Source organism: Caulobacter sp. GW821-FHT11A05 (assembly GCF_058809015.1).
The window spans coordinates 89,448-114,774 of record NZ_JBXASF010000003.1 but is presented as its reverse complement, the minus strand read 5'-3'; the positions used below and the strand labels follow the sequence as shown (position 1 = coordinate 114,774).

At 68.9% G+C, this 25,327-nt stretch carries 21 protein-coding genes and 1 tRNA gene; 10 read left to right on the top strand and 12 right to left on the bottom strand.

Annotated elements, in window-relative coordinates:
* Positions 1-30: 30 nt before the first annotated feature.
* Positions 31-1,227: a pectate lyase family protein gene (locus tag AC1RSK_RS06560; protein ID WP_492906659.1), complete on the bottom strand. Its 1,197-nt coding sequence runs from the start codon at positions 1,225-1,227 to the stop codon at positions 31-33.
* A 438-nt stretch (positions 1,228-1,665) separates the two neighbouring features.
* On the opposite strand from AC1RSK_RS06560, the gene AC1RSK_RS06555 reads away from it, so the two are divergent.
* The 3 genes from AC1RSK_RS06555 to AC1RSK_RS06545 all read left to right on the top strand — a co-directional run bounded on the left by AC1RSK_RS06555 (position 1,666) and on the right by AC1RSK_RS06545 (position 6,305).
* Positions 1,666-4,440, top strand: a complete 2,775-nt coding sequence (locus AC1RSK_RS06555) for a TonB-dependent receptor (protein ID WP_492906657.1) — start codon at positions 1,666-1,668, stop codon at positions 4,438-4,440.
* Positions 4,441-4,533: 93 nt separating this feature from the next.
* Entirely contained in the window at positions 4,534-5,205 is a 672-nt protein-coding gene (locus tag AC1RSK_RS06550; protein WP_492906656.1) for a bifunctional 4-hydroxy-2-oxoglutarate aldolase/2-dehydro-3-deoxy-phosphogluconate aldolase, read from the top strand.
* Complete coding sequence (locus tag AC1RSK_RS06545; protein WP_492906655.1) at positions 5,202-6,305, top strand: PfkB family carbohydrate kinase; 1,104 nt, start codon at positions 5,202-5,204, stop codon at positions 6,303-6,305. The genes AC1RSK_RS06550 and AC1RSK_RS06545 overlap by 4 nt, the downstream gene beginning before the upstream one ends.
* 236 nt (positions 6,306-6,541) lie before the next feature.
* On the opposite strand, the gene AC1RSK_RS06540 is transcribed toward AC1RSK_RS06545, so the two are convergent.
* Complete coding sequence (locus AC1RSK_RS06540) at positions 6,542-7,036, bottom strand: RcnB family protein (RefSeq protein ID WP_492906653.1); 495 nt, start codon at positions 7,034-7,036, stop codon at positions 6,542-6,544.
* Between the two features lie 487 nt (positions 7,037-7,523).
* On the opposite strand from AC1RSK_RS06540, the gene AC1RSK_RS06535 reads away from it, so the two are divergent.
* Positions 7,524-7,793 (top strand): sel1 repeat family protein, encoded by a 270-nt coding sequence (locus AC1RSK_RS06535; RefSeq protein ID WP_492906651.1) that lies wholly within the window; start codon positions 7,524-7,526, stop codon positions 7,791-7,793.
* 182 nt (positions 7,794-7,975) lie between these two features.
* Here AC1RSK_RS06535 and AC1RSK_RS06530 read toward each other — a convergent pair whose 3' ends face one another.
* Entirely contained in the window at positions 7,976-8,710 is a 735-nt protein-coding gene (locus AC1RSK_RS06530; RefSeq protein ID WP_492906649.1) for a polysaccharide biosynthesis/export family protein, read from the bottom strand.
* A 117-nt stretch (positions 8,711-8,827) separates the two neighbouring features.
* Between AC1RSK_RS06530 and AC1RSK_RS06525 the strand changes: the two genes are divergently transcribed.
* From AC1RSK_RS06525 to AC1RSK_RS06515, 3 genes are all read left to right on the top strand, one after another.
* Positions 8,828-10,330, top strand: a complete 1,503-nt coding sequence (locus AC1RSK_RS06525) for a GumC family protein (protein ID WP_492906647.1) — start codon at positions 8,828-8,830, stop codon at positions 10,328-10,330.
* A 53-nt stretch (positions 10,331-10,383) separates the two neighbouring features.
* Positions 10,384-11,082: a P-loop NTPase family protein gene (locus tag AC1RSK_RS06520; RefSeq protein ID WP_492906646.1), complete on the top strand. Its 699-nt coding sequence runs from the start codon at positions 10,384-10,386 to the stop codon at positions 11,080-11,082.
* Between the two features lie 317 nt (positions 11,083-11,399).
* A complete protein-coding gene (locus AC1RSK_RS06515) occupies positions 11,400-12,701 on the top strand; it encodes an O-antigen ligase family protein (protein ID WP_492906644.1) in 1,302 nt (433 codons plus the stop codon).
* Positions 12,702-13,050: 349 nt separating this feature from the next.
* On the opposite strand, the gene AC1RSK_RS06510 is transcribed toward AC1RSK_RS06515, so the two are convergent.
* Genes AC1RSK_RS06510 through AC1RSK_RS06495 form a run of 4 tightly spaced genes read right to left on the bottom strand, consistent with a single transcriptional unit; the run spans position 13,051 to position 17,735 of the window.
* Complete coding sequence (locus AC1RSK_RS06510; protein WP_492906642.1) at positions 13,051-13,800, bottom strand: polysaccharide deacetylase family protein; 750 nt, start codon at positions 13,798-13,800, stop codon at positions 13,051-13,053.
* On the bottom strand, positions 13,800-14,729 hold the full coding sequence (locus AC1RSK_RS06505; protein ID WP_492906640.1) for a glycosyltransferase family 2 protein: 930 nt from the start codon (positions 14,727-14,729) through the stop codon (positions 13,800-13,802). Before AC1RSK_RS06505 ends, AC1RSK_RS06510 begins: the two co-directional genes overlap by 1 nt.
* Positions 14,726-16,174 (bottom strand): polysaccharide biosynthesis protein HfsF, encoded by a 1,449-nt coding sequence (gene hfsF / locus AC1RSK_RS06500; RefSeq protein ID WP_492906638.1) that lies wholly within the window; start codon positions 16,172-16,174, stop codon positions 14,726-14,728. Before hfsF ends, AC1RSK_RS06505 begins: the two co-directional genes overlap by 4 nt.
* Before the next feature lie 4 nt (positions 16,175-16,178).
* Positions 16,179-17,735, bottom strand: a complete 1,557-nt coding sequence (locus AC1RSK_RS06495; protein WP_492906637.1) for an exopolysaccharide biosynthesis polyprenyl glycosylphosphotransferase — start codon at positions 17,733-17,735, stop codon at positions 16,179-16,181.
* 116 nt (positions 17,736-17,851) lie between these two features.
* Here AC1RSK_RS06495 and AC1RSK_RS06490 point away from each other — a divergent pair.
* Positions 17,852-17,944, top strand: a tRNA-Ser gene (locus tag AC1RSK_RS06490).
* 24 nt (positions 17,945-17,968) lie between these two features.
* Here the strand turns inward: AC1RSK_RS06490 and AC1RSK_RS06485 are convergent.
* Positions 17,969-18,664, bottom strand: a complete 696-nt coding sequence (locus AC1RSK_RS06485) for a hypothetical protein (protein WP_492906635.1) — start codon at positions 18,662-18,664, stop codon at positions 17,969-17,971.
* Between the two features lie 115 nt (positions 18,665-18,779).
* On the opposite strand from AC1RSK_RS06485, the gene AC1RSK_RS06480 reads away from it, so the two are divergent.
* Positions 18,780-19,448 (top strand): DNA-3-methyladenine glycosylase I, encoded by a 669-nt coding sequence (locus tag AC1RSK_RS06480; protein WP_492906633.1) that lies wholly within the window; start codon positions 18,780-18,782, stop codon positions 19,446-19,448.
* On the opposite strand, the gene AC1RSK_RS06475 is transcribed toward AC1RSK_RS06480, so the two are convergent.
* Positions 19,434-21,059: a long-chain fatty acid--CoA ligase gene (locus AC1RSK_RS06475; protein WP_492906631.1), complete on the bottom strand. Its 1,626-nt coding sequence runs from the start codon at positions 21,057-21,059 to the stop codon at positions 19,434-19,436. The two genes, AC1RSK_RS06480 and AC1RSK_RS06475, sit on opposite strands and share 15 nt — an antisense overlap.
* A complete protein-coding gene (locus AC1RSK_RS06470) occupies positions 21,056-21,700 on the bottom strand; it encodes a TetR/AcrR family transcriptional regulator (protein ID WP_492906629.1) in 645 nt (214 codons plus the stop codon). The genes AC1RSK_RS06475 and AC1RSK_RS06470 overlap by 4 nt, the downstream gene beginning before the upstream one ends.
* 95 nt (positions 21,701-21,795) lie before the next feature.
* On the opposite strand from AC1RSK_RS06470, the gene AC1RSK_RS06465 reads away from it, so the two are divergent.
* Positions 21,796-22,653 carry a TauD/TfdA dioxygenase family protein gene (locus AC1RSK_RS06465; RefSeq protein WP_492906627.1) on the top strand — a complete coding sequence of 286 codons (858 nt, stop codon included), beginning with the start codon at positions 21,796-21,798 and terminating at the stop codon, positions 22,651-22,653.
* Positions 22,654-22,989: 336 nt separating this feature from the next.
* Here AC1RSK_RS06465 and AC1RSK_RS06460 read toward each other — a convergent pair whose 3' ends face one another.
* Together AC1RSK_RS06460 and AC1RSK_RS06455 are read right to left on the bottom strand one after the other, a co-directional pair.
* Positions 22,990-23,508, bottom strand: a complete 519-nt coding sequence (locus AC1RSK_RS06460; protein WP_492906625.1) for a hypothetical protein — start codon at positions 23,506-23,508, stop codon at positions 22,990-22,992.
* 10 nt (positions 23,509-23,518) lie between these two features.
* Positions 23,519-25,246: a tetratricopeptide repeat protein gene (locus tag AC1RSK_RS06455; RefSeq protein ID WP_492906623.1), complete on the bottom strand. Its 1,728-nt coding sequence runs from the start codon at positions 25,244-25,246 to the stop codon at positions 23,519-23,521.
* Between the last annotated feature and the right edge of the window lie 81 nt (positions 25,247-25,327).

Genomic DNA, 25,327 nt, shown 5'->3' with positions numbered 1-25,327 from the left:
GTCCCTTCTCCCGACAAGCGGGAAAAGGACCTAGATCAGCGCGTTCAGGTACGCCTCGACATTCGGGTAGCCGTCGCCATCTCCGTCCAGCTGCCCGTCGCCGGCGTCCTTCGGGTTCAGGCCGTGCTTGCGTTCCCAAGCGTCGGCCATGCCGTCCCGGTCGAGGTCGGCCGGCGCAACGCCGCCCTTCAGCGCCGGCCAGCCGCCGACCTGCTGTTCGCTGTCGATCAGCCGGCCGGTCCCGTCCCGCACGCCCGCGATGATGCGCAGATCGACCGCGTCCCGCGCCTTCGAGGCGCCGGCCCGGTCCAGCACGGCGCTCGCCGCCACGGCGGGCGAACTGGTGGCGACATCCGAAGCGGCCAGCGGACCGGCCGCCCGGTAGCCCCCCGGTGGCTTGCACCCCACCAGGCTCCAGGGATCGGCCGGCGTGGCCCCGGCCATGGCGTTGTCGGCGAACCAGGCGCGGGACAGGCTGTTGTCCTCGCAGAAGGCCAGCTGGCCGGTGCTGTCGGGACCCGGCAGGTAGCTGTTGCCGACGAAATCGTAGGCCGTATGCGCCGCCTTGTCGGCGTTGTAGCCGGAACGGCTGCCGCCCCAGTTGTAGAAGACGTTGTTGCGGAACTCGATGAGCGGCCCAGTGGGATCGATGTCCGGGCCGTTGTAGTTGCCGGGCCGGGGCATCCGCGCCTGGTGGTTGGCCCACAGATTGTGGTGGAAGCTCATCCTCGCGCCGTGGCCGCCGCGGATCAGGCTGCCATAGCCGTGCTGGCCCTTGTCGTGGACGGAGCGATTGAGCGACTCGGCGATGACGCTCCACTGCACGGTGACGTCATAGACGCCATCCTCCGGCGGGCGGTAGTTGCTGCCGACCGACAGGGTCTCGTCGACCGACCAGCTGGCCGAGAGGTGGTCCAGCACGATGCGCCGGCCGCGCGAGACGGTGACCGCGTCCGCCTGCGCGCCCGATTCGTCGCCCAGTCGCACCCGCAGGTAGCGGACCACGACATCGTCGGCGGCGACGATCAGCGGCTGGTCGGCCAGGGTGATTCCCTCTCCCGGCGCGGTCTGGCCGGCGATCGTGATCCGGCCCTGGGATATCTTCAGGGGCGATTTCAGGCGGATGGTTCCGGCCGTTTCGAACACCACCGTCCGCGGCCCCTTGGCCTCGACGGCGGCCCGCAGACTGCCCGGGCCGGAGTCCTCCAGACTGGTCACGAAAAGCACCGAACCCCCTCTGCCGCCTAGGGAAAATCGTCCGTGGCCCTCCGCGCCGGGAAAGGCGGGCAAGGGATCGGCGGCAGTCGCGGGAAGGGTGATCGCAGTCAGGGCGGCGCCCATCAGGCAGGCGGTGAGGCGGTGCAAGGCGGCGATCTCCTGGGACGGGAACTTCGTCGGAAGTTCGGCGAGGGGCTTGTCAAATCGTTCGGAACTGAGATATCAACGGCGATGATACCGGTGTCAAACAAGTTCCGCTGAGGAATGACACCGGTGTCACAACTTCGGGGGTCTGGCAGAGTCCGGCCCTTCGGGATCGATTTCACATGGGGCGACGGCGGCGCAAGACCGCGAACGGCCTGACAAGGGGAGGGACTACAAGTGACCAACAGGGACCGATCGCGCACGTTTGCGCTTCGTTGCGGCGCTTCGCTGGCGGCGATGACCATGGCTCTTGGCGCCGGCGGCTATGCCTCGGCGCAGGACGCCGCGGCGCCTGCCGGCGAGCCGCAAGAGGTCGAGGAGGTCGTCATCACCGGCTTCCGCGGCAGCCTGGCCAGCGCCATCTCCGTCAAGCGCCAGGAAACCGCCGTCGTCGACACCATCAAGGCCGAGGACATCGCCGATTTCCCCGACCTCAACCTGGCCGAATCCATCCAGCGTATCCCGGGCGTCTCGATCGACCGTGACGCCGGCGAGGGCCGGTCGATCACCGTGCGCGGTCTCGGCTCCGATTTCACCCGCATCCGGGTCAACGGCATCCAGGCCCTGGCCACGACCGGCGGCACCGACAGCTCGGGCGGCGCCAACCGCACCCGGCAGTTCGACTTCAACATCTTCGCCTCGGAACTGTTCAACTCGATCACCGTGCGCAAGACCCAGTCGGCGGAAGTCGAGGAAGGTTCGTTGGGCGCCACGGTCGATCTGCGCACCTCGCGGCCCTTCGACTTCAAGGACCGGGTGCTGACCATCGCCGGCCAGTACGGCTACAACGACCTGGCCAGCGAGTATAACCCGCGCGGCGCCTTCCTCTGGTCCGACCAGACCGACAGCGGCGCCTTTGGCGCCCTGTTCTCCATCGCCTACAGCGAACGCGACCTGCTGGAAGAAGGCTTCAGCTCGGTGCGTTGGGCCGACTCCGGCGCCACCGGCGCGGCGTTCCAGTCCTGCACGGCGGCGGCGGCGGCGGTCTGCGCGCCGGCCACCCGGGACTCCATCTACAGCCCGCGCATTCCGCGCTACGGCCGGCTGACCCACAGCCAGGAGCGGCTGGGCATCACCGGCAGCCTGCAATGGCGGCCGCTCGACAGCACGACCTTCTCGTTCGACGTCCTCTACGCCGACCTGAAGTCGACCCGCCAGGAAGACTTCCTCGAGAGCCTGTCGTTCAGCCGCGCCGGCGCTCAGGGCAAGGGCGCGACCGATGTGCTCGCCGCCGAAGTCAACGCCAACGGCAATATCGTCTACGGCCTGTTCGACGACGTCGATGTCCGCAGCGAATCGCGCTTCGACGCCCTGGAGACGGAGTTCACCCAGTACACCTTCGAAATGCAGCACGAGTTCAACGACCAGTGGCGGGCCACCTTCGTGGCCGGCAGCGCGCTGTCGGTGTTCCGCAACCCGCTGCAGACGACGGTCACCCTCGATCGGCTCGACATCGACGGCTACAGCTGGGATTTCCGCGGCAATGATCGTCAGCCCAAGATCGACTACGGCTTCGACGTCGCCGATGCGACCAACTGGCAATGGATCAACGCCCCCGCCGCCGGCGCCACCGGAACCGAAATCCGTATCCGCCCGCAGGGCGTGGACAACGCCTACAAGACCGTCCGCTATGACATGGCCTGGGACGCCACCGACTGGCTGACCGTCAAGGCGGGCGTCAACTGGTCGGAGTTCACCTTCGAGAGCTTCGAGAAGCGGCGCGCCACCGAGACCTCCGTCCCGGCCCTGCCGCCCGGCAAGACCATCGCCGACATCTCCAAGCTGCTGACCGGCTACAGCTCCGGCGGCATGCACGGCAGCTGGGTGATCCCCGACGTTCGCGCCATCGCGCAGCTCTATGACATCTACTGCAACTGCAACACCGGCGTCCCCGGCGGCGACTTCAGCCTGGCCGGCGAGACCAACGGCGCCGCCCGCGGCAACAACCGCGGCGCCACCGAGACCGTCACCAGCGCCTACCTCATGGGCCAGTTCCGCACCGAAATCTTCGGCCGGCCCCTGCGCGGCGACTTCGGCCTCCGTTCGGTGACGACCGACATCGTGGCCGAGGGCTTCCTGGCGACCGGCGGCGGCACCAAGGTCAAGGTCGGCAACGAGTACAGTGACGTTCTGCCCTCGCTGAACCTGGCGTTCGACGCTACCGACCAGTTCATGATCCGCTTCGGCGCCGCCAAGGTGATGGCGCGGCCGCAGCTGCAGAACCTGTCACCGGGCGGCACCGTCAACACCGCGGCCCGCACGGTGGTCTCCGGCAACCCGCTGCTCGATCCGTTCGAGGCGACGACCTACGATCTCAGCTTCGAATGGTATTTCGCCCCGGAATCCCTGCTGTCCTTCGCGGTCTTCTACAAGGACATCGACAGCTTCATCCAGACGCTGCGGGAAAACCGGCCCTACGACACCACCGGCCTGCCGCTCACCCTGCTGCCCCCCGGGCAGGACGGCTCGACGGCCTATGACGTGACCAGCCCGATCAACACCAAGGGCGGTCCGCTGAAGGGCTTCGAGATCAGCTACCAGCAGCCCTTCACCTTCCTGCCGGGCCCGCTGTCCCACACCGGGGTGGTGCTGAACTACACCTATGTGGAATCGGAGATCGAGTATCAGGTCTCGGCCACCTCGGCCCTGACGGTGACCGACGACCTCGTGAACCTGTCGCCCACGGCCTACAACGCCACCCTCTACTATGAGGACGACCGCTTCAGCGCCCGCGTCTCCGCCGCCTACCGTGACAACTATCTGCAGACGGTGCCGGGGCGGAACAGCAGCGCCGCGGCTGGGGCGACCAACCTTAACGACGTCGAAGGCAAGAAGGCGACGCTCAATGTCGACGCCTCCGCCTCCTTCAAGGTCACCGACAAGCTGACGCTGACGGCCGAGGGTCTCAACCTGACGGATGAGTACAACGACCAGTACGTCTCCTCCACCGGGGATCGGTCCAGCGTCTACCACCACACCGGCCGGCAGTTCTTCGTGGGCTTCCGCTACAACTTCTAACCTACCTCCTTGCGCAAACTGGGCGCCGGGATATGACCCGGCGCCCACCTTTTTCGTCTAGGTTGGCGCCCCAGCAGTTCAAAGGAGCGCGCGATGAGTCACGACCGCATGTCCGTCCTGACGGCCATGATGAAGCAGGGGGTGATCCCCGTCTTCTACCACCCGGACCCCGAGGTCTGCGTCCACGTCATCCAGGCCTGCGCCAACGCCGGCGCGCCCTGCATCGAATTCACCAATCGCGGCGATTTCGCCTCCCACGTCTTCCTCGACGTCGCCCGCCACTTCGCCAAGGCCGACCCGCGGGTGGTCATGGGCGTCGGCTCGATCGTCGATGCGCCGACGGCCGGCATCTACATCGCCAACGGGGCCCGCTTCGTCGTCGGGCCAATCCTCAACGCCGATGTGGCCAAGGTCTGTAACCGGCGCATGGTGCCCTACAGTCCTGGCTGCGGCTCGGCCTCGGAGATTTCCTACGCCCAGGAGCTGGGCTGCGAGATCGTCAAGGTGTTCCCGGGCACGCAGGTCGGCGGGCCGGAGTTCGTCAAGGCGGTGCTGGGCCCCATGCCCTGGACGCGCATCATGCCGACCGGCGGCGTCGATCCGACCGAGGACAGCGTCAAGGCCTGGTTCGGCGCCGGCATCGTCGCCGCCGGCATGGGCAGCAAGCTGATCACCCAGGCCATGCTGGACGCCAAGGACTGGGGCGGCATCGAAACCAAGGTCCGCGAGACCGTCCAGTTGATCGAGAAGCACAGGAAGACATGAGCGATATCCTCAACCTCCGCCCGGCCGAAGACTGCCGTTGGGACTGCGTCTCCTTCGGCGAGGTGATGCTGCGTTTCGACCCCGGCTTCGGCCGGGTTCGCAATGCCCGTCAGTTCAACGTCTGGGAGGGGGGCGGCGAGTACAATGTCGCCCGCGCCATGCGCAAATGCTGGGGCAAGCGCGCGGCGGCGGTCACCGCCCTGCCGGTCAACGACCTGGGCTGGCTGGTCGAGGACCTGATGATGCAGGGCGGGGTCGACAGCAGCCATGTCATCTGGCGCGAGTTCGACGGCATCGGCCGCAACACCCGCGTCGGCCTGAACTTCACGGAAAAGGGCTTCGGCGTCCGCGCCGCCCTCGGCTGTTCGGACCGCGCCAACTCGGCGGCCAGCCAGATCGCGCCGGGCGAGGTCGACTGGGAGAAGCTGTTCGGCGAGGAAGGCGTGCGCTGGTTCCACACCGGCGGCATCTTCGCGGCCCTGTCGCCCAACACCGCCCAGGCCGTCATCGAGGCGGTCAAGGTCGCCCGCAAGTACGGCACCATCATCTCCTACGACCTCAACTACCGGGCCAGCCTGTGGAAGAGCCAGGGCGGCAAGCCCGGGGCCCAGAAGATCAACCGCGAGATCGCCCAGTATGTCGACGTGATGATCGGCAACGAGGAGGACTTCACCGCCTGCCTCGGCTTCGAGGTCGAGGGCCTGGATGAGCACATCAGCGCCATCGACCCGGCCAACTTCAAGACCATGATCGCCACGGCGGTGCGCGAGTTCCCCAACTTCAAGGTGGCGGCGACGACCCTGCGCAACGCCAAGACCGCGACCTTCAACGACTGGTCGGCCATCCTCTGGGCGGGCGGCGAGTTCTACGCCTCGCAGATGCGCGAGAACCTGGAGATCTACGACCGCGTCGGCGGCGGCGACGGCTTCGCGTCTGGGCTGGCCTACGGCTTCCTGGAAGGCAAGGGTCCGCAGGCGGCGGTCGAGTACGGCGCGGCCCACGGGGCGCTGGCCATGACCACGCCGGGGGATACCTCGATGGTGCGGGCGAGCGAGGTCGAGGCTGTCATGCACGGCAAGGGCGCGCGGGTCATTCGTTGACCCCAGTTCCTCCCCCATCGGGGGAGGGGAACCGTCGCGCAGCGATGGTGGAGGGGGTCCCCACCGGCGGTGGTGGCCGAACCTCGGTAAACTGCCGCCGGCCTGGGGAGCGGACCCCCTCCGTCAGCCGCCTATCGGCGTCTGCCACCTCCCCCGGACCGGGCCTTCGGCCCTGGGGGAGGAATAGAAAAACGCCCCGGAGTTTCCTCCGGGGCGTTTCCGTATCTGGCGTCAGCCTAGCGGGTGATGACCTCGAAGATCAGGCCGGTCGCGATCGCGGCCAGCAGATAGTCGTCACCCGAGCGGTACCAGTAGTAGCCGCGCGGCGGCGGGCGCAGCCGGTAGCGGCCGTAGTCGTAGATCCGATAGTCGTTCGAGCGGTAGTAGCTCGGCAGATAGGCCCCCCGGCGCCAGGCGGCGTAGCCCGGACGGTAGTAGGGGTCGCTGTAGTAGGCGCTCGGCGGCGGGCCGTAGTACCAGCGGTTGCGGTAGTAGTAGCCGTTGTGGCGGCCGCGATCCCAGCGGGCTTCGCGGCGGTCATGACGCCGGTCCTGGCGATAGTCGCGACGGTCGTCGCGGCGATCCCAGCGGTCGTGACGGCGGTCGTCACGACGATCATCGCGGCGATCGTAGCGGTCGCCCCGGCCCTGGGCGGAAGCTTCGGTGGCCGCCATCGCCATCGGGCCGGCGACGCAGGCCGCGACGGTGAGAGCCAATATCAGACGTTTCATGGTCGACGTCCTCCTTGTGATCGACTGAGCGGTCCGGGACAGGAGGAGCCGCTCGATTTACCCTCGACAGGCGATCAAGGTGAATCACACTGCCTGAACCGTGGCTGAACGGCCGTGTCAGGATTGTCGTTCCTCCCCTGTGCGAAGCGCGGGGGAGGGGGACCGCCGGCGAAGCGGGTGGTGGAGGGGGCAGCGCCGGCCTGTCGGAAGCAGGAAGCGTTCTGGCGCGATCAGCGCCTCTGCCCACACCCCTCCAAATCCTTACCGGACCGAGCCGGCGTTCACGCCCTCGCAAGGGCTGTAAACGCAACTCTACCAGTCCCTTACCGGCATCCTAACAGGCTGAAAGTATTCCGGATAAAAACGCTCAAATTGTCGCATGGGCTCTTCCGGTTAACCTTGGATTCAGCAGCGCGGCTCTTTGCTCGTACCTGTGATCAACACGAACCGGTCGCCAGAACGGCGCCAAACAACGGGATACGGCATCATGATGATGAGCCAGCATACCGACAGCCTGATGCCCCTGCCGGGGCCGGACTCCTCGGGCGACGAGCTGTTCCGCATGGGCATGCTCTACTCCACCGGTCAGGGCGGCGCGCCGCTCGACTACGTCTCGGCCCACATGCTGTTCAATCTGGCCGCCATGCGCGGCTCGATGGAAGCCAAGCTCTACCGCAAGGAACTGAGCCAGGAGATGGCCTCCGACGAGGTCGCCGAAGCCCAGCGCCAGGCGCGCGAGTGGCTGGCCCGGGCGTAGAGAGCTGACCCTTCTCCCGCTCGTCGGGAGAAGGTGGCGCGAAGCGCCGGATGAGGGCAGCGCCGACCGACGGTGAATGTCCTTTGAGCGGATGACTCGGCAAGCCTTGGCGCTGCGCTCATCCGACCCCCTTCGGGGGGATGGTCTTCTCCCGACAAGCGGGAGAAGGACCGCATAGAATCCTAATTATTGTTCCGCGGGTTCAGGTCGTAGCTGAGGCCGAAGCTGATCGGGATCAGGTCCCGGAAATACTGTTGCAGGAACAGATTCGCCTCGGCGATGTCGCTGCGCGGCACATAGACCAGGTCGAAACGGCGCAGCGGCACAAGGTCAGCCCCACCCTGGTTCGAGCCCTTCAGCAGGTCCACCGTCCGCCGCATGAACCGGCCATCGGCCGTCCGCCGCAGGATGACCACCTGCTTGCGCTTGGCGGTGACATTGAAGCCGCCGGCCATGGCCACCGCCTGCAGCGAGTTGATGTCGCCCGGCATGTCATAGATGCCCGGCTTGGACACCTCGCCGTAGACGAACACCTTCAGAGGCTGCGCCGTCTTCACCCCGACCGTGACCAGTGGTCGCAGCAATTCGCGCGAATAGGCATTGGCCAGCGCCGCCTCGATCTCCGGCAGGGTGCGGTCGGCGACCATCACCGGCCCGACCAGGGGCAGGGCGATTCGCCCGTCCGGCTGGATGAAACCGGTCTTGTTCAGCTCCGGCGCCGAGGCGATGAAGATCTCCAGCTCATCGCCCGGATAGACCCGGTAGGCCGGCTCCGCATCGCTCCAGTCGGCGTAGGCGATATCGGGGAAACCCTGCGATTTCGGGGCGGGTGCGGCGCGCTCTTTGTCCTTGCCCCCGAACGGCCACCAGCCCTGCGCGCTGGCGGGCCCGCCCGCCGCGATGGCGAGAAGGCTCAAGGCAGCAACAACGGTGCGCGCGCGAGACATGGTCCAAACGTTAAGCAGAATGGGTAACGGACCGTTAATGGCGGCCGCGCCAGGGTGCCCTGCAAGAGAGGGCGTTAGAAGATTCGCATGGCCTACGCAGGCGCCTGGACAAGCGTGCCCCACGACCCGCCGGCCCGCGCCGACTGGGCCGGCCGGCCGCGCTATGCCCCCAGCGACTTCGTCACCCTGCTGTGGCGCGAGAAGGGGCTGATGCTGGCCGTCTTCCTCGTCCTCTTCCTGGTCGGCGCCGGTTTCGCCCTGACCCTCAAGAAGTCCTACACCGCCGGCTCCAGCGTGCTGGTCCAGCTGGGCCAGGAATATGTCTACGAGCCCCGGGCCGGTGACGCCGCCCGCGGCGCGGTGCCCGACACCGACAGCCTGGTCGCTTCGGAAACCGAAATTCTGCTGTCGAGCCAGCTGCGCGAGCGCACCCTGCGCAAGCTCGGCCTCTCCACCGTCTATCCGGCCCTCGGCGCCCAGTACGACGCCGCCCCCGCCGCCGAGAAGCCGCTGATCATGTCCAAGGCGGTGCAGGAGATGGGCGAGGCGATGAACGTCGCCTCCACGCCGCAGAACCCGGTGGTGCGCATCACCTACGAGAACGAGGACCCGGCCACGGCCGCCCGGGTGCTCAACGCCTTTCTTGAGGAATACCTCCTTTACCGCCGCACCGTGCTGGTGCAGTCGGCCTCGCCGGTCCTGGAGCGCCAGCGGGTGCTGTTCGAGGAGCGGCTGGCCGACGCCGACACCGCCTACCAGGAGTTTCTGCAGAACAATAACCTGGGCGATTTCGCCGCCACCAAGGCCAGCATGACCCAGCTGATCGGCCAGCTGGAGGGCCAGCGCTACACCCTGGAAGCCAGCATCCAGGAGCGCCAGGGGCGGCTTTCCAGCCTCGAAGCGCAACTCGCCGGGTTCGCCCCGACCACCAACCTCTACAGCGACATCAACACCGCCGACACCGACAAGCTGGCGACCTTGAAGGTCCAGCGCGAGGACCTGCGCAGCCGCTACACGCCCGATTCCCAGACCATGCAGAACATCGACGCCCAGATCCGCACCCTGGAGGCCGCTGTCGCCGCCGGCCGCACCACCGCGCCGGGCGCCCGCCGCATGGGCCCCAACCCGGTCTACCAGACGCTGGTGACCGACAAGGTCCAGCTGACCGCCGAGATCGCCTCCCTGAAGAGCGCCCGCGACGCCAACACCGCCCAGTACGCCGAGGCCACCGAGAAGCTGCAGCAGCTGGCCGAGCTGGAGCCGCGGTTCACCGAACTGACCCGCGACCGCGACATCCTGCAGAGCTCGGTGCGCGACTACACGGTCAAGGAACAGCAGGACGACGCCGCCCGCATGATGGCCGGCGAGAGCAACGACAACATCCGCATCGTCGAGCGCGCCAGCCCGCCGCCGAAGGGCGCCAGCCTGAAGAAGCCGGTGCTGATCCTGGCCTTCCTGTTCGCCGCCTTCTCGGCCCTCTGCGCCGGTCTGCTGCGCATGTTCCTGCGGCCCGGCATGCCGACCGCCGCCTCGGCCTCGCGCACCCTGGATCTGCCCGTGCTGGGTGCGGCGCCGCTGAAGGCGCGTTGAGTCCCGGGATACAGTAGGCTGCAGTTCGCAGTGCGTGCGTGGCGATTCGACGGATGGTGGACTTGAACGGCGAGATGGGGGGGCTGTGGGCGACGCTTGGCGCGCCTGCTCCCGGTCGCGCGCGCGTCATCCAGTTCGCCGCCGCCCGTCAGGGGGAGGGGACCTCCACCGTCGCCCGTGAGTTCGCCCGCTTCGCCGCCCGCCGGGCCGGCAAGTCGGTCTGGCTCGTCGACCTCGACCTGCAGGCCTCGCCACAGCACGCCGCCATCGCCGCCGACCCGGCCCACTACGGCGCGCTAGGCAAGCAGGTGTCGGCCAGTCCCGACGGCTCCTGCTTCCTCACCGTCCAGCCGCCCCAGGCCAATGCGCAGGGCCAGATTCCCGACGCCCGCTACGTCGCCGCCCACCAGGTCGGCGAGGCCCGCTGGTGGGTCACCCGCTTCCGCCGCGAAGTGCTCAAGGGCCGCCAGACCGTCCACATCCTGCCCGGCGCCGACTACTGGAACGCCCTGCGCAAGCACGCCGACCTGATCGTCATCGACAGCCCCGCGGCCGACCGCTCGCAGGCCGCCCTGACGGTGGCCCCCTTCATCGACCAGACCGTGCTGGTCGTTTCCGCCGACCAGCCCGACGTCCGCGCCCCGGCCCAGCTGCGCGACGCCATCGCCACCGCTGGCGGCCGGGTGGCCGGGGTCTTCTTCAACCGCGCCGAGGTCGAGCCCCCCGGCTTCCTGCGGCGGATTCTGCCGTGAGCGCCCGGCTCCCGCTTGGCCCCGAAACAGTCGGTTCCTGCCGCCCACAAGCGTTTGTGGGTTCGCCTCTGGGCTCCCTTCTCCCCTCGTGGGAGAAGGTGTCGGCGAAGCCGACGGATGAGGGGGCTCCCCGGCCTCCGACACAGCCTGTCGCCACCACCTCTGCGCAGCTTGAAGACCTATCGACCCCTCATCCGGCCCTTCGGGCCACCTTCTCCCACCGCCGACGGAGAAGGGACCTCTCACGGCGGCTGACCCCGTTTTGGAAACCTGTACTCGAGCGCGATGGCCGCCGGGTGCGGGATGAGCGGTAGAAGATGTTAGCGCACGAGGCCTGGACCCGGCCTCCGCCGCCGCCCGGCCATCGACCGCCGCCCAGGCCTGTCGCCCCCCCACGCCCCCGCGCCGACCTGTTCGACTGGCTGGCCTTCGGCATGTCGGTCTTCATGCTGCTGATCTTCAGCCAGGGCTGGATCATGCCGATCTTCGGCGCGACCTTCGACGCCGCCGCCTCCGGCGTCGTCCGCAACGCCTACCTGCCGGCCTATGGGGCCGCCATCGTGATGATGGCCATGAACCTCGGCGAGGTGGTCAAGGGCACGCTGCGCCAGCCCTTCCTGGTGCTGATCATGCTGGTCGTCGCCGCCTCCATGCTGTGGTCGCTGGCCCCCGACGCCACCCTGCGCCGGATGATCGCCCTCTACGCCACGACCCTGGGCGGCATCGTCATCGCCGCCCGCTACCGCTGGTCGACCCTGGCCGAGGTCATCGGCGCCTCCTTCCTGATCCTGGCGGTGGTCTCCTTCCTGCTGGCCGTCGGCGCGCCCTCGATCGGCAAGATGCAGACCCTGTTCCCCGGCGCCTGGCGCGGCGTCTGGGTCGAGAAGAACGGCCTGGGCGGCATGATGGCCATGGGCTTCGGTGTCTGCGCCGCCGCCGGCCTGCTCAACCCGCGCCGGGCCTGGCTGTGGTATGGCGCCGCCGTCCTGACCCTGTTCCTGGTCGTCATGTCGACCTCCAAGACCTCGCTGGTCTCGCTGGTCCTCGGGGCCGGCGGCCTGGCCTTCATCTGGGTCGTGCGCCGGGGGGCCGCCTCCGCCGTGGCGGCCACCTGGGCGGCCGTGCTCGGGGCCATGTTGCTGGCCGGCTTCCTGCTGGTCGCCTCCGACGTCTTCCTCGGCCTGCTCGGCAAGGACGCCACCCTGACCGGCCGCACCAAGATCTGGGCCGCCGTCTGGCGCCAGGTGCAGGAGCGGCCCTGGACCGGCTATGGCTACAGCGCCGTCTGGGACGACAAGTCCGGCTGGGGCCCGCTGGCCTGGATCACCAAGGAGGCCGGCTTCAAGGCCAGCCACGCCCACAACGCCTGGCTCGAGCAGTGGCTGGGCATGGGCTATCCGGGCCTGATCGCCTGGGCCCTGTTCTACCTGCAGACCATGGGGGCGGCGATCGTCGCCGTCTTCCGCGAGAAGGGCGCCTACCTCGCCCTGCCGTTCCTGATCATCTACAGCCTGACCACCCTGACCGAGAGCTTCGCGGTCTCCTACAACGACATGCGCTGGATGATCTTCGTGGCCCTGGCGGTGAAACTGGCCTTGCCGGACCGGGATCAGGACTAGGGCCGCGATGAATATGTCTAGACATATTCATCTTGCCGGATCGGAAGGAACGGGGACACATTGAATTGCCGCAGGCGCCGGCGCCAACGCGGGCTCCCAGCGGTGCGCGGCAATTCAATGTGTCCCCTCTGCGTCTGATGGTGACGCCCGTCTCGCCCGATCGATCAGGCTAAACCGCGACAAAATACCGACGCCACCACCACACAACCCCCATGCGACCACAACACATTACGGCTGCGACCCCTACGCCGCACAGGCGTCATCCCCATCCAAAAAACGTGTTAAAACAACAGATTGAACAAAACCGAAGTTTCGAAACCTGCTATAATGGCGCTTCGATAAGCGTGCCCTACAGCCCCGCCCTCACAGCCCCTTGCGCCATCGTCACCACCTCGAACCCGGTCTTCGCCCGCTCCGCCAGCCGGGCCAGCGCCGGCGGCGTGCAGCCCCAGGCCGACGGCGCTTGCGCGACGTCGTGGGTATACAGGATCAGCCAGGCCTTGCGACGCGCCGCCTCGTCCATCCAGCGCAGGGCCTTGGCCTCGCCGTCCTCGCCCTCGATGCCGACAGCGGGCAGCTGGTTGGCGTCAGCGCCGTCAGTGACCAGGCCGGCCTGCACGGTGCGCAGGGTCTTGAAGCGGCCGCCCAGCGCCTGCTTGGCGGCGAAGGAGACGTCGCCGTAGGGGTAGGCGAAGCTGACGGGGTCAGGCGCGCCGCGCTCGGCCAGCGCTACGCCATTGCGGTCCACGTCGGCGGCGATGGTCGGCCGGTCGGCCTGGCCGCAGTCGAGGTGGGAATAGGTGTGGCAGGCGACCTCGTGGCCGGCGGCGGCCAGCCGGTGGGCGTCTTCCGAGGAGCCGTAGCGGCCCATTGGGCCGTCGCCGTCCTCAAGACCGGCGCAGATGTAGAAGGTGCCGCGCAGGCCGGCCGCTTCCAGCGCCTGGGCGCCGGCCAGGGCGGCGGTGGCCGGCACGTCGTCGAAGCTGAAGGTGATCATCGGCCGGTCCAGCGCCAGCCGCAGCGGCTTGCGGAAGGCCAGGCGGGTGTAGCGGCGGCGCAGCTTGCCGCGCAGGGAGCGGTCGGCGGAATAGGCCTCCATCAGACCACCTCCGCGTAGAGGCCGGCGCGGTAGAGGCGCATGGCGAAGGCGCGCAGACCGGCAGGCAGGGCGTCGCTGAGGGCGGCCAGGCGGGCGGTCTCGCGGAGCAGGCCGCGGGCCGGCAGGCGGCGGATCATCCGGGCCACCTTGAAGCTGGCGTAGCCGCTGACGACCGCCGGGTGCGCCTCGACCACCCGGGCGAAGTTGGCGGCTGACTGGCGGTACTTGGCCACCAGGGCGGGGGCGGTGTCGAGGCCCAGGTGGCTGGCCGGGATGTCGGGGTGGAGGATGGGCCAGCGCTGGGCCACCCGCATGGCCCATTCGACGTCCTCCCAGCCCCAGCCGGTGAAGCGCTCGTCGAAGGCCACGGCCTCGAAGACGTCGCGGCGGACCAGCAGGTTGGAGGTGAAGAGGTGCTTCTCGGGGCTGAGGGCCCGCTGCTCGGCCGGCAGGCAGTCGCTGCGCAGGGCCATGGCCCGGTGCAGGGCGAAGCGGCGGTCGAGCGGGGTGCGCTGGAAGGAGAAGCCGCCGAAGGCGACGGCGGCGTCCTTCTCGGCCACAGCCAGCCAGTCGGCGATGAAGCGCTCGCTGTCGGGCAGCATGTCGGCGTCGAGGAACAGCCAGTGCCGTCCGCGCGCCTGGGCCGCCAGCCGGTTGCGACCCTTGGCCCGGCCGACGTTGGCCGCCAGCCGCACGAAGCGGGCCGGGCAGGGCAGGGCCTGCACGGTCTCGGCGATGCGGGTCGCGAGGTCGGCGTCCTTGCCGCCGTCGTCGAGCAGGATGATCTCGATGTCGGAGGATTGCGCCGCCAGTTCGCTGGCCAGCTGGGCCGGGTCGTCGCCGAGGAAGGGGATCAGCACCGACAGGCGCGGCTTGGCGGCCGCCCACAGCGGGTTGTCGACGATCCAGTCGCCGGCCGGGGCGGTCATGTCGCCGCTCCTGGCCGCAGCGACCGGATCAGGGTCCGGCCGTGGGTGCGCAGGCCCCCGGCGTCGAGCAGCCATGCGGTTACGCCATAGGCGATGGCGCCAAGGCCGGCTTTCAGAGCCAGTTCCGGGATCTCGGCCATGTCCGGCAGGGCCAGCACCACCAGAGCCATGGGAATACAGGCCAGGCCGGCGCGCAGCAGGGTGTCCAGCGGCAGGGGCAGGGCGATGACCTTGCGGCCCATCAGCCAGGAGGCCAGGGCCCCGACGCCATAGCTGGCGGTCGTCGCCCACATGGCGCCGTCGAGGCCGAAGCGCGGAACGAGGGCGAAGTTGAGCAGCAGGTTGAGCCCGGCCGGGAAGGTCATGGCGGCCATCAGCAGGCCGGTGCGGCGCCCCAGCGTGAAGGCCTGGTGCAGGTAGTAGGTGGTAATGCCCGAGAAGAAGCCGCCGACCGCGATCCACGGCACGACGCGGGCCGCCCCCTGGGCCAGGGCCGGGCCGATCAGGAGCTCAGACAGCGGCAGGGCGACAAGGGCCAGGCCCACCGTCGCCGGCAGGGTCAGCAGCACCATGAAGCTGACCTGGTCCTTGGCGGTCTGGGTCAGCGCCGTCTTGCCGCCGCGTTCCAGCGCCGCCACCAGGGCCGGGCCGCCGGCCATGCCCAGCCAGACGAAGACCACATCGAGGGTGCGGTTCGCGAGGCTGTAGCCGGCATGGTAGACGCCGACGCTGGCCTCGCCGAGGAAGGCGCCCAGCACGAAGCGGTCGGTGCTGGCGATAACCAGCGACAGGATCAGCGACAGCGAGATCGGCACGCCGTAGGCGGCGTAGCCCTTGGCCCGCGCGGGCTGCCAGTGGCCGCCCTTGAACAGCTTCAGCTCGCCCGGCAGCACGAACAGCAGGCAGATGACGGCGATGGCCGCCGAACCCAGCAGGGGCGAGGCGCCGCCCAGGCCCATGGCCGCCAGGGCCGCGCCGATGGCGAAGCCGCCGATGGTCTGGGCGATGTCGAGGGTGGCGGCTGAGGCGACCTCGCCGTCGGCCCGCCGCCGCTCCTGGACCAGCTTGATGCAGCTGCGGAACAGGATGGCCGCCAGCCCGGCGCTGATCGCCACCTTCAGCGGCTGATGCACCGGCGCCAGCCAGACGATCGCGCCGGCCAGCAGCGGGAAACCGAGGCCCAGCAGCGACCAGGCCCGGTAGAGGGTCATCATGTGGTCGGCCGTTTCGCCCCGCTCGCGGGCCTGGGCCTGGAAGCGGGCCATGGCCGCTTCCGTCCAGGTGAACAGGCCCGTGTGGGCCAGCACCATGGCCGAATAGGCGATGGCGTAGACGCCGTAGTCGGCCGGGCTCAGCAGGCGGGTGAAGACGACAATGGTCAGCAGCCCGACCAGGCCCTGGGCCAGGTTGACCGGCAGATAGCCAAGGACGCCGCGCCAGAACATCGCGCTACCGGACCACGTGCCGATCGCCCAGCAGGCAGGGGATGGTCATGGCCATGATGTAGAGGTCCAGCCAGAAGGACTGACGCTCGATGTAGTCGATGTCCAGCGCCACCCGGCGGCGCACCAGTTCGGGGGTGTCGACCGGCCCGCGCGAGCCGTTGACGGCGGCCCAGCCGGTCATGCCGGGCTTGAGGCGATGGCGGTGGGCGTATTCCATGACCAGCCGCGAGCTCTCGGTGTCGCCGGTCTTCATGCCCACGGCGTGGGGCCGGGGGCCGACCAGGCTCATCTCGCCGGCCAGCACGTTGAACAGCTGCGGCAGCTCATCCAGGCTGGTGCGGCGGATGAAGCGGCCGACGGGGGTGACGCGGTCGTCGTCGCCGGTGACCTGTTTGCTGGCGGTGTGGTCGGTCAGCTCATGCTTCATCGAACGGAACTTCCAGACGCGGATTTCCTCATTGTTGAAGCCATGGCGGCGCTGGCGGAAGAAGACCGGGCCGGGGCTGTCGAGCTTGATCAGCACGGCGACGATGGCCATCACCGGGGCCAGCAGGACCAGCGCCAGGGCGCCGATGCCGAGATCCTGCAGGCGCTTGAGGGCGGCGCGCTTCTCGTCGGTGGCGACGCCGGAGACGCGGGCCAGGGGGGCGTCGGCGATGCGGCTGATGACGGCGTTGCGGGCCGCCTCGCCGTCCAGGTCGACGACCAGGCAGATGTCGTTGGGCAGCACGCTCAGCCGCTCGGTGAGCATCCGCACCCGCGGCTTGGCCGCCGAGGTGACGGCGATCACCACCTGGTCGACATAGGGCATGATGCGGTGGCCGATCAGGGCGTCGAGGTCGCCCAGCACCGGCACCCCCTGCATACGCGGCGGAGCCCGGCCCAGCCGGTCGTCGAACACGCCGACGACGTTGAGCTCCCGCGATTCGAGGGCGGCGGTGATCAGCTTGTCGGCGGCCTCGGTGGCTCCGACGATGACGATGTTGGGGGTCAGCAGGCCCGCTTTTCTCCAGCGCCGGACCATGCCCCACCAGATCGCCTGCAGCACGGCCAGGCTGACGAAGGCCAGGGTGAACCACAGGGCCAGCTCGGCAGAGGGCGGCGTCCCGCCGGCCAGCCAGACGGCGGCCGTCAGCATCACCCCGCCGAGCCCGAAGGCGGCCGTCAGCCGCACCATTCGGGTCCACAGCCGTCCGTAACGCGGGAAGCGGTAGAGGCCGACCCCGCCCAGCAGCCAGGCCATCACCAGGGCGCCGGCGGCATAGGGCGTCACCTGGGCCAGGCTGGCGTTGATCCAGCCTTGCGGACTGGCGACATGCGCGCCCGCCACCGCCAGGCCGATCAGCGAGGCGACGTCGACGACGCGGAACAGGCGTCCGATCAGCTGGCCCTGGATGCGGTTGCGCAGCGAGGTCAGCCGGCCGGGCCGCAGGGGCCCGCGGCGATCGCTGTCCTCGGGTTCGGGTTCGGCGATGACGCCGCGCCTCAGGTCGTCGCGCAACGCCTTGGCGGCGGCGACCCAGGGCTCATCAGCCGGCTGCGGAACGGGGGTAGAGGTCATGACCCCGCGACCTTGCCACGCCGCCCCTGATCACCCGGTTAACACGGTTCACCCAGGACGATGTTTGCAGCGATTGCATGAGCGCCCCGAACCGGCTATCAGCGCCCCTCGCCTGGGGTGACGTGGCCGAGTGGCTGAAGGCACCGGTTTGCTAAACCGACGTACGGTTTAAAGCCGTACCGAGGGTTCGAATCCCTCCGTCACCGCCAGGCGCTCTTCCCTTCATAGGTTTCCTACGGGGCCGGCCGCACCGACCGCCAGATGGCCAGGCCCAGCAGCGGCAGCCAGGCGAGCAGGAAACCCAGGGTCAGCAGGCCCAGGCTCTCGGCGCTGGTGTAGGCGGCCAGGACGCCGACCGTCGGGGCCATCAGCAGGATGCCGAGGATCCAGCGGCGCGGCGGCTGCTCCAGGCAGACCACGGCCAGCAGCAGGGCGTGAGCGGCCAGGGCCCCGAACTTGACCCAGGCGGCGGTCGACGAGGTCGGCAGCAGGGCGGCCTTGGCCTCCAGGCCGGGGGTGATCTCCAGCAGGGTGAAGGTCTCGATATAGTCGGCGACCAGGGCGATGACCGCCGCCAGGATGGCCAGCAGGACGGGCGCGCGCAGCCGGCCGCCGGCCACAAACAGGGCCGCGAAGATGGCGAACAGGCTGTAGCTGGGGATGTAGGCGATGACATCCAGCTGGTTCACCGCGTCCATGGCGTCGATGATCTGGCCCCGGCAGGGATCGACCGCCGGGCCGAAGATGATGCTCAGGTCCTCGGCCTTGCGGGCGAACTCGAACAGGATGACGGCGCCGTCGGTCATGCATTGGCCGGCGGCCGTGACCTGCGGCAGCAGCCGGAAGGCGACAGTGACGGCCAGCGAGGCCAGGCCGGCCACACTGGCCAGGATGGCCCACAGGCGCGGTGTGCCGATCGTCCGTTCCATGGTTTCCCCCTCAATGTCCGGCGCCGACTTTGCCGAACCGCGGGGGCAGACGGCAAGAGTCTTTGCAGCGGCGCGTGGCGGCGGGCATCCTGCCGCGAAAACGGGGAGCGCCGCCATGATCGCCTTCGAAACCCTCCGCGCCCGCGCCGCCGCCCGCAAGGGCGGGGAAGAGGGCCTGGCCGCGCTGATGCCTGCGATCAAGACGCCGGCCGAGCTGGCGGCGATCCCGGACGACCGCTGGCTGTCGATGATGAGCCGCTGCGTGTTCCAGGCGGGCTTCTCCTGGAGCGTGGTCGACAAGAAGTGGCCGGGCTTCGAGACGGCCTTCTGGGGCTTCGATCCGGCCCGCTGCCGGGCGATGGACGACGAGGCGTTCGACGGGCTGCTGAAGGACACCCGGATCATCCGCAACGGGGCCAAGGTGCGCAGTGTGCAGCTCAACGCGGCGCTGCTGATGGACCTGGCGGCCGAGCATGGCAGCGCGGCGGCCTGTTTCGCCAATTGGCCGGCGGACGACTATGCGGGGCTCCTCGAGCTGTTGAAGCGCCGGGGCGACCGGCTGGGCGGCGGGGCGGGGGCGATGGCGATGCGGTTCATGGGGCGGGACGGCTGGGTGCTGTCGCCGGACGTGGTCAGGGCGCTGATCCAGGCGGGGGTTGTCGACGGGCCGACGACGTCGAAGACGGCGCAGCGGGCGATCCAGAAGGCGTTCAGCGCCTGGGCCGAAGAGAGCGGGGCGCCCTTCGCCCATATCTCCAGGACATTGGCGCTAAGCCTTGATTAGACGGTCCTTGTAGGCCTCGCGCAGGACCTTCTTGTCGATCTTGCCCGTGGCGGTCAGGGGCACGGCGTCGAAGATGACGTCGTCTGGCATCCACCATTTGACGATGCGCGGTTCCAGGAAGGCGAGGACGGCTTCCTTCGTGACGCTCTGGCCCTCATGCGCCTCAATGACCAGCAGGGGGCGTTCCTCCCACTTGGGATGCGGCACGCCGAAGACGGCGGCGATCTTCACGCCGGGGCAGGCGACGGCGATGTTCTCCAGGTCGATGGAGCTGATCCATTCGCCGCCGGTCTTGATGACATCCTTGGCGCGGTCGGTGATGCGCATGAAGCCATCGGCGTCGAGGGTGGCGATGTCGCCGGTGTCGAACCAGCCGTCGGCGTCGGCGGCGTCCTCGTCCTTGCGGAAGTAGCGCTGGATGGTCCAGGGGCCGCGCACCATCAGGGCGCCACTGGTCTCGCCGTCGTGGGGAGCAAGGGTCCCGTCCTCCTGGACGATCTTCAGCTCGATGCCGAACTGCAGCCGGCCCTGGCGGGTCCAGATGACCTCGTCGACGTGGTCCTCACCGCCGGCGGCGAGGCTTGGCGTCGGGGTGGCGACGACGCCGAGCGGGCAGGTCTCGGTCATGCCCCAGATCTGCAGCACCTGGACGCCGTGCTTCTTCTTGAAGGTCTCGGCCATGGCGCGGGGCACGGCCGAGCCGCCGATGATGACGCGCTTGAGGGTGCCGACGTTGCCGCCGGTCTGATCGAGGTGGGCCAGGTACATGGTCCAGATGGTCGGCACGCCGCCGGAGAAGGTGACGCCTTCATTGGCAATGAGCTCGCCGAGGCTGACCGCGTCCATCTTCTCGGCCGGCAGCACCAGCTTGCAGCCGTTGATCAGCGAGGTGAACGGCAGGCCCCAGGCGGTGGCGTGGTAGAGGCTGGAGCAGGGCAGGACGACGTCGAAGGCGGTCAGGCCGAAGGCGCTTGAGAGGCCCGCGGCCATGCCGTGCAGGACCACCGCCCGGTGGCTGTAGAGCACGCCCTTGGGATCGCCGGTGGTGCCGGAGGTGTAGCAGAGGAAGGCGCCGCCGTTCTCGTCCAGCGCCGGCCAGGGAAAGGGGTCTTCTCCCTCTTTCGCCAGCAGGGTCTCGTAGTTGAGGGCGCCGACCGCGCCGGGGTCGTGGGCCGCCTCGTCGGCCAGCAGGACGAAGGTCTTGACCGTCGACATCCGGGGGGCGAGGCGCTCGACCACCGGTTGGAAGGTGCGGTCGTAGAAGAGGACGCCGCTCTCTGCGTGTTCGAGGACGTAGAGGATCTGCTCGTCGAACAGGCGCGGGTTGACGGTGTTGAGCACGGCGCCGAGGCCCGGGACGGCGTAGAACAGCTCCAGGTGCCGGTGGGTATTCCAGGCCAGGGAGGCGACGCGGTCACCCGACTTGACGCCCAGGCTTTCGAGCACCCGGGCCAGACGGCGGACGCGCTTGCCGAGGCCCGCATAGTCATAGCGGTGGATGCGGCCCTCGACGGTGCGGGAGACGATCTCGACGCGCGGGTGGGCGGTCTCGGCGAACCTGAGGATGGAGGTGATGACCAACGGGGTGGTCTGCATCAGGCCGGGGATCACGGGCGGTCTTCCTCGCTATTGTCTTGCGGCGGGTCGAGCCGGAAGGCCTCGCGGGAGGCCAGGCGCCATTCGCGGACGATGCGGCTCCACCAGCGGATGCGGGTGGCGTCGTCGAGGCCGTCGCGCTCCTCCAGCCAGACGATCATCCGGTCGACCCACAGGCCAAACAGGCTGCCCCCGGCCAGGCCGGCGCGGTCCTCGGCCCCCTCGGGGGCGCCGGGCTTGGGTTCGAACAGCGGCCGCGAGCGCTCATTGAAGATGGCCCGCAGGCGGTCGCCCCAGTCGGAGCGGTCGGCCCCGCCGCCGCAGTTCTTGAGCACCACCAGGAAGGGGGCGGGGTCCTTGCGGGCCGTTTCCAGCACCCGGGCGACCATCGAGCCGTAGCCCTGCCAGGTCTCGGCGTAGGCGGCCAGCACGGCGTCCTCAACCCGCTGGAAGACGGCGTCGACCAGGGCGTCGCGCGAGGGAAACAGCCGGTAGAACAGGATCTTGGCGGCGCCGGCCGCCTCGGCGAAGTCGCGCATGGTGGCGCCGTGCAGACCCTTTTCCAGCATCACCCTGGCGGCCACGTCGATGTACTCGGCGCGCCGGGCGGCGACATCGACTCGGGGTTTGCGTTGCGGGGCGGAACCGTCTGCCATCGGCGTAAGGGGGCCTTTCGCATGGGGGCTTGTCAAATGAAACCGCAAGGTAACATACTGCCCGATCCGGCGACGGAGCCGGCGCGGAGGATTCCATGACCGAACTGGTTCGCTGCCTCACCCTCGACAGCCTGACCCTGACGCCGCTGACCCCGACCATCGGGGCGGAGGTGGGCGGGGTGGACCTGCGCCATCCGCTGCCGGCCGGGCAGGTGGCCGCCATCCGCCAGGCCCTGCTCGACTGGAAGGTGCTGTTCTTCCGGGACCAGGACATCGACACCGACCAGCACCTGGCCTTCAGCCGCAACTTCGGCGAACTGGAGGTGCATCCCTTCGCGCCGCATAAGCCGGGCTACCCCGAAATCCTCGCCATCACCCACAACCGTGAGAACAAGGGCCGCGAGAACACTTGGCACAGCGACGTCACCTGGCGACTGGAGCCGTCGCTGGGCTCGGTGCTGCGGGCGATCGAGGTCCCGCCGGTCGGCGGCGACACCCTGTTCGCCGACATGTACGCCGCCTACGACGGCCTGAGCGACGAGGTGAAGGAGCGGATCGACCACGCCGTCGCCATCCACGACTTCGCCCACTTCCGCACCCGCATGCGCAAGCGCGGCATGACCGAGGAGCAGATCGAGGCCTTCAACACCCAGTACCCGATGGTCGAGCATCCGGTGGTGCGCACCCATCCGGAGACCGGCCGCCGCTGCATCTATGTCAACGCCGCCTTCACCCAGCACATTGTCGGCTGGGACGAGGACGACAGCGCCCGCATGCTGGCCCACCTCTACGCCCAGGCGGCGATCCCGGAATACCAGTGCCGCTTCCGCTGGGAGCAGCACTCCATCGCCTTCTGGGACAACCGCGCCAGCCAGCACTATGCGGCCAGCGACTACTGGCCGGCGGTGCGCAGGATGGAGCGGGCGACCATCATCGGCGACCGGCCGTACTAGGCCTATCGAAGCGGTCAACGATTATACCGCGTTGCGGGCCGTGAAAGAGCTGGCTTGCGGCAAGTCCCTGATCTGACGTGACATTTCAGGTGATGCGGGCGCTGTGGACGTTGGCGCCGGCGTTGACAGGGCGTAGGCGCTGGGGCCGGAAATGTTGACGGATCGGTGAGGCGGACGGGTCTACGCAGAGGGGACACATTGAATTGCCACGCGCCGCCGGAGCGGGCGGTCGCGCCGGAGCGGCGGCAATTCAATGTGTCCCCATTTCCTCCGATGAATATGTCTAGACATATTGATCAACCCGCCGGAAACGCCGGCAGGCTTGGCGGCGGGGGCCTAGCCGCCCGCCCGCACCCGGTCGGCGCACATGCTGAGCGAGGTGTGGGCCAGGCCCTTCATCTGCAGGTCGACGGGGCCGAGGGTCATGCCGTCGAACTTCACCTTCACGGTCTTGGCCTTTTCCATCAGGGCGAAGACCGGCACGGAAGGCTCCGGGCCAAAGCCGGCCCAGGCGGTGTCGTTGAAGCCGCTCTCGTAGCCGCCAGAGCGCGAGGGCGCCGACGTGCCGGTGTCGAACACCAGGGTCATCGGGATCTTCTTCTCGGGATCGGCCTTCTGGGCCTTGTCCCAACCGTTGACCTTGATCGTCGCGCCGAGGTTGCCGTCGCGGACCCGGTAGCTGAACTCGATGGAGAAGGGCTTGTCCTCGCCCGGCAGGTTGGGGCCGGGGAATTCGACGTAGCAGACGCCGTTCCGCTCGCTGGGGGTGAAATTGTACTGGGTCTGGGCCGAGGCCGACGAGGCCAGTGCGGCCAGGCTCAGGGCCGCGACAGTGGCCGGCAGGACGATACGCATGGGAAGACTCCTAGCAGTAGGGGTTGGATGACGGGCAGGCGGTCGTCGACCCAGACAGGTAGTTGATCCGCTGGTTCCAGTTGGAATTGTCGATGATCGAGGAGACGCTGGGGCCGCTCCAGGCCGGCGGGCTGGGCGAGTAGGCCGAGCTGCTCGGGGTCCAGCTGGCCCAGCTGGAGGACCAGTCGTTCTGGCGGGCGGCGGCCCATTCCTCGTATTCCTTCTGGCGGCGGGCGTTCTCCTGGCGGATCGGCTCGGCCTTCATCGAGCGGTAGATGGCCCCGGCCATCTGGCTGCCCCGGTTGGCGGCGATCAGCATGTAGCGCTCGCCCTTGGCGCGATCCTCGCCGACGCCGTCGCCGTACCAGTAGGCCATGCCCATGTAGATGGCGGCCTCGACATGGCCGACCCGGGCGGCGTTCTCGAACAGGATCAGGCCGTCGGCCCGGCGCGAGGTGTCGAACACCCCCGGCAGGCCATAGTAGAGCCAGCCGCCGAGCAGCCAGGCGGCGTCCTCGTTGCCCTCCTGCATCAGGCGGACGACGGCGCCGACGCCGGTCATCTTGTCGCCGCCCTCGGCCGCCGCCTTGGCCAGGCGCAGCTGTTTCTCGACGGTCCAGGAGGGATCGATGGAGGGGATGCTTCCGCGCTCGCCGCTGAGCTTGCGGGCCTCGGTGCAGCCGCCGGCGTCCTTCAGGCGGCAGGCCTTGTCGAACAGGGCCAGGGCGACGGCGTTGTCGGTATTGACGTTCATGCCGCCGACGTAGGCCCAGGCGAGGTTGGCGCAGGCCTCGCCGAAGTCGAAGTCGCAGCCCCGGCGCAGGTAGTAGAGGCCTTCCTCCAGGGTGGTGGTGGCGTTCGGCAGCTGGTTGAGGCCGATCATGCCGATGCGGTTGCAGGCGATCGCGTCGCCGCCCTTGCAGCTGGTGTCGAGGAACAGCTCGCCCTTGTTGAGGCTGGCCTTGTCGTTGGTCGCCCGGGCCAGGGTCATGCCGTGCAGGGTGCAGAGCCGCAGGCGGTCGCCCTGGGCCTGGGTGCAGCCGATGCGGGCGGCGTCGTTGGCGCGGGCCGGGTCCTTGGCGACGCCGATCCCCTGGCCATAGGCGTCGGCGACGCCCAGGCAGCCCCAGGCGCGTTTGGCCTTGCAGGCCTGGTCGTACATCGTCAGCGCCTGGCTTCGCAAGGCGGCGTCGGCGACCTCGTAGAACAGCCGGTTGGCCTTCTGGCGGCAGCCGTCGTCGGCGCCCGAAGCGCAGGCGGTCTCGATCAACTCGGCCTTCCGGGTCGGGTCTTTGGTTCCGCTGGCCGAGGCGGCGCAGGCGGACTGGTCCTTCAGCACATTGCAGCCGCGCTCCGCGACCTGTTGGGCCAGGTCGGTGTTGGTGAAGTTGGCGCTGCCCTCGCGCAGCACGGCGGCGGCGCGGGCGCAGGCGGGGCCGGAGCCGAGCTCGCAGGACTTCAGGAGGTAGGCGATGGCCACCCGCATGTCGGGGGCCATGTCGCCGGCCCCCTTCTCGAAGACGTCGGCCATCTTCAGGCACATGGGGACCTTGCCCTGCAGGCAGGCGCGGTGCCAGTCGTTGGCGACGCCGTGCAGCTTGAACGGCATGTTCTGCTTGCCGTTGTAGAGGAAGCCGTCGCGCACTCCGTCGTAGGCGGAAGGCTGTTTCGACGCCGCCATGGCTGGCGCGGCGATCAGCATCGCGGCGGCCGTCAGAACACAAATCCAGATACGCATCCGCCCACTCCCCGGCTGACTGTGCCTGTTTTGAGGGGACCGGCGTTTTGCCAAAAGCCCAAAAAAGGGGGTGGCCCGGGG

Bases quoted from the DNA above. Each gene is read 5' to 3' on its own strand.
- AC1RSK_RS06555 (WP_492906657.1), top strand. From the start codon at position 1,666: ATGGCTCTTGGCGCCGGCGGCTATGCCTCGGCGCAGGACGCCGCGGCG.
- AC1RSK_RS06550 (WP_492906656.1), top strand. From the start codon at position 4,534: ATGAGTCACGACCGCATGTCCGTCCTGACGGCCATGATGAAGCAGGGG.
- AC1RSK_RS06545 (WP_492906655.1), top strand. From the start codon at position 5,202: ATGAGCGATATCCTCAACCTCCGCCCGGCCGAAGACTGCCGTTGGGAC.
- AC1RSK_RS06540 (WP_492906653.1), bottom strand. From the start codon at position 7,036: ATGAAACGTCTGATATTGGCTCTCACCGTCGCGGCCTGCGTCGCCGGC.
- AC1RSK_RS06535 (WP_492906651.1), top strand. From the start codon at position 7,524: ATGATGATGAGCCAGCATACCGACAGCCTGATGCCCCTGCCGGGGCCG.
- AC1RSK_RS06525 (WP_492906647.1), top strand. From the start codon at position 8,828: ATGGCCTACGCAGGCGCCTGGACAAGCGTGCCCCACGACCCGCCGGCC.
- AC1RSK_RS06520 (WP_492906646.1), top strand. From the start codon at position 10,384: ATGGTGGACTTGAACGGCGAGATGGGGGGGCTGTGGGCGACGCTTGGC.
- AC1RSK_RS06515 (WP_492906644.1), top strand. From the start codon at position 11,400: ATGTTAGCGCACGAGGCCTGGACCCGGCCTCCGCCGCCGCCCGGCCAT.
- AC1RSK_RS06510 (WP_492906642.1), bottom strand. From the start codon at position 13,800: ATGGAGGCCTATTCCGCCGACCGCTCCCTGCGCGGCAAGCTGCGCCGC.
- AC1RSK_RS06505 (WP_492906640.1), bottom strand. From the start codon at position 14,729: ATGACCGCCCCGGCCGGCGACTGGATCGTCGACAACCCGCTGTGGGCG.
- hfsF (WP_492906638.1), bottom strand. From the start codon at position 16,174: ATGTTCTGGCGCGGCGTCCTTGGCTATCTGCCGGTCAACCTGGCCCAG.
- AC1RSK_RS06495 (WP_492906637.1), bottom strand. From the start codon at position 17,735: ATGACCTCTACCCCCGTTCCGCAGCCGGCTGATGAGCCCTGGGTCGCC.
- AC1RSK_RS06485 (WP_492906635.1), bottom strand. From the start codon at position 18,664: ATGGAACGGACGATCGGCACACCGCGCCTGTGGGCCATCCTGGCCAGT.
- AC1RSK_RS06480 (WP_492906633.1), top strand. From the start codon at position 18,780: ATGATCGCCTTCGAAACCCTCCGCGCCCGCGCCGCCGCCCGCAAGGGC.
- AC1RSK_RS06470 (WP_492906629.1), bottom strand. From the start codon at position 21,700: ATGGCAGACGGTTCCGCCCCGCAACGCAAACCCCGAGTCGATGTCGCC.
- AC1RSK_RS06465 (WP_492906627.1), top strand. From the start codon at position 21,796: ATGACCGAACTGGTTCGCTGCCTCACCCTCGACAGCCTGACCCTGACG.
- AC1RSK_RS06460 (WP_492906625.1), bottom strand. From the start codon at position 23,508: ATGCGTATCGTCCTGCCGGCCACTGTCGCGGCCCTGAGCCTGGCCGCA.
- AC1RSK_RS06455 (WP_492906623.1), bottom strand. From the start codon at position 25,246: ATGCGTATCTGGATTTGTGTTCTGACGGCCGCCGCGATGCTGATCGCC.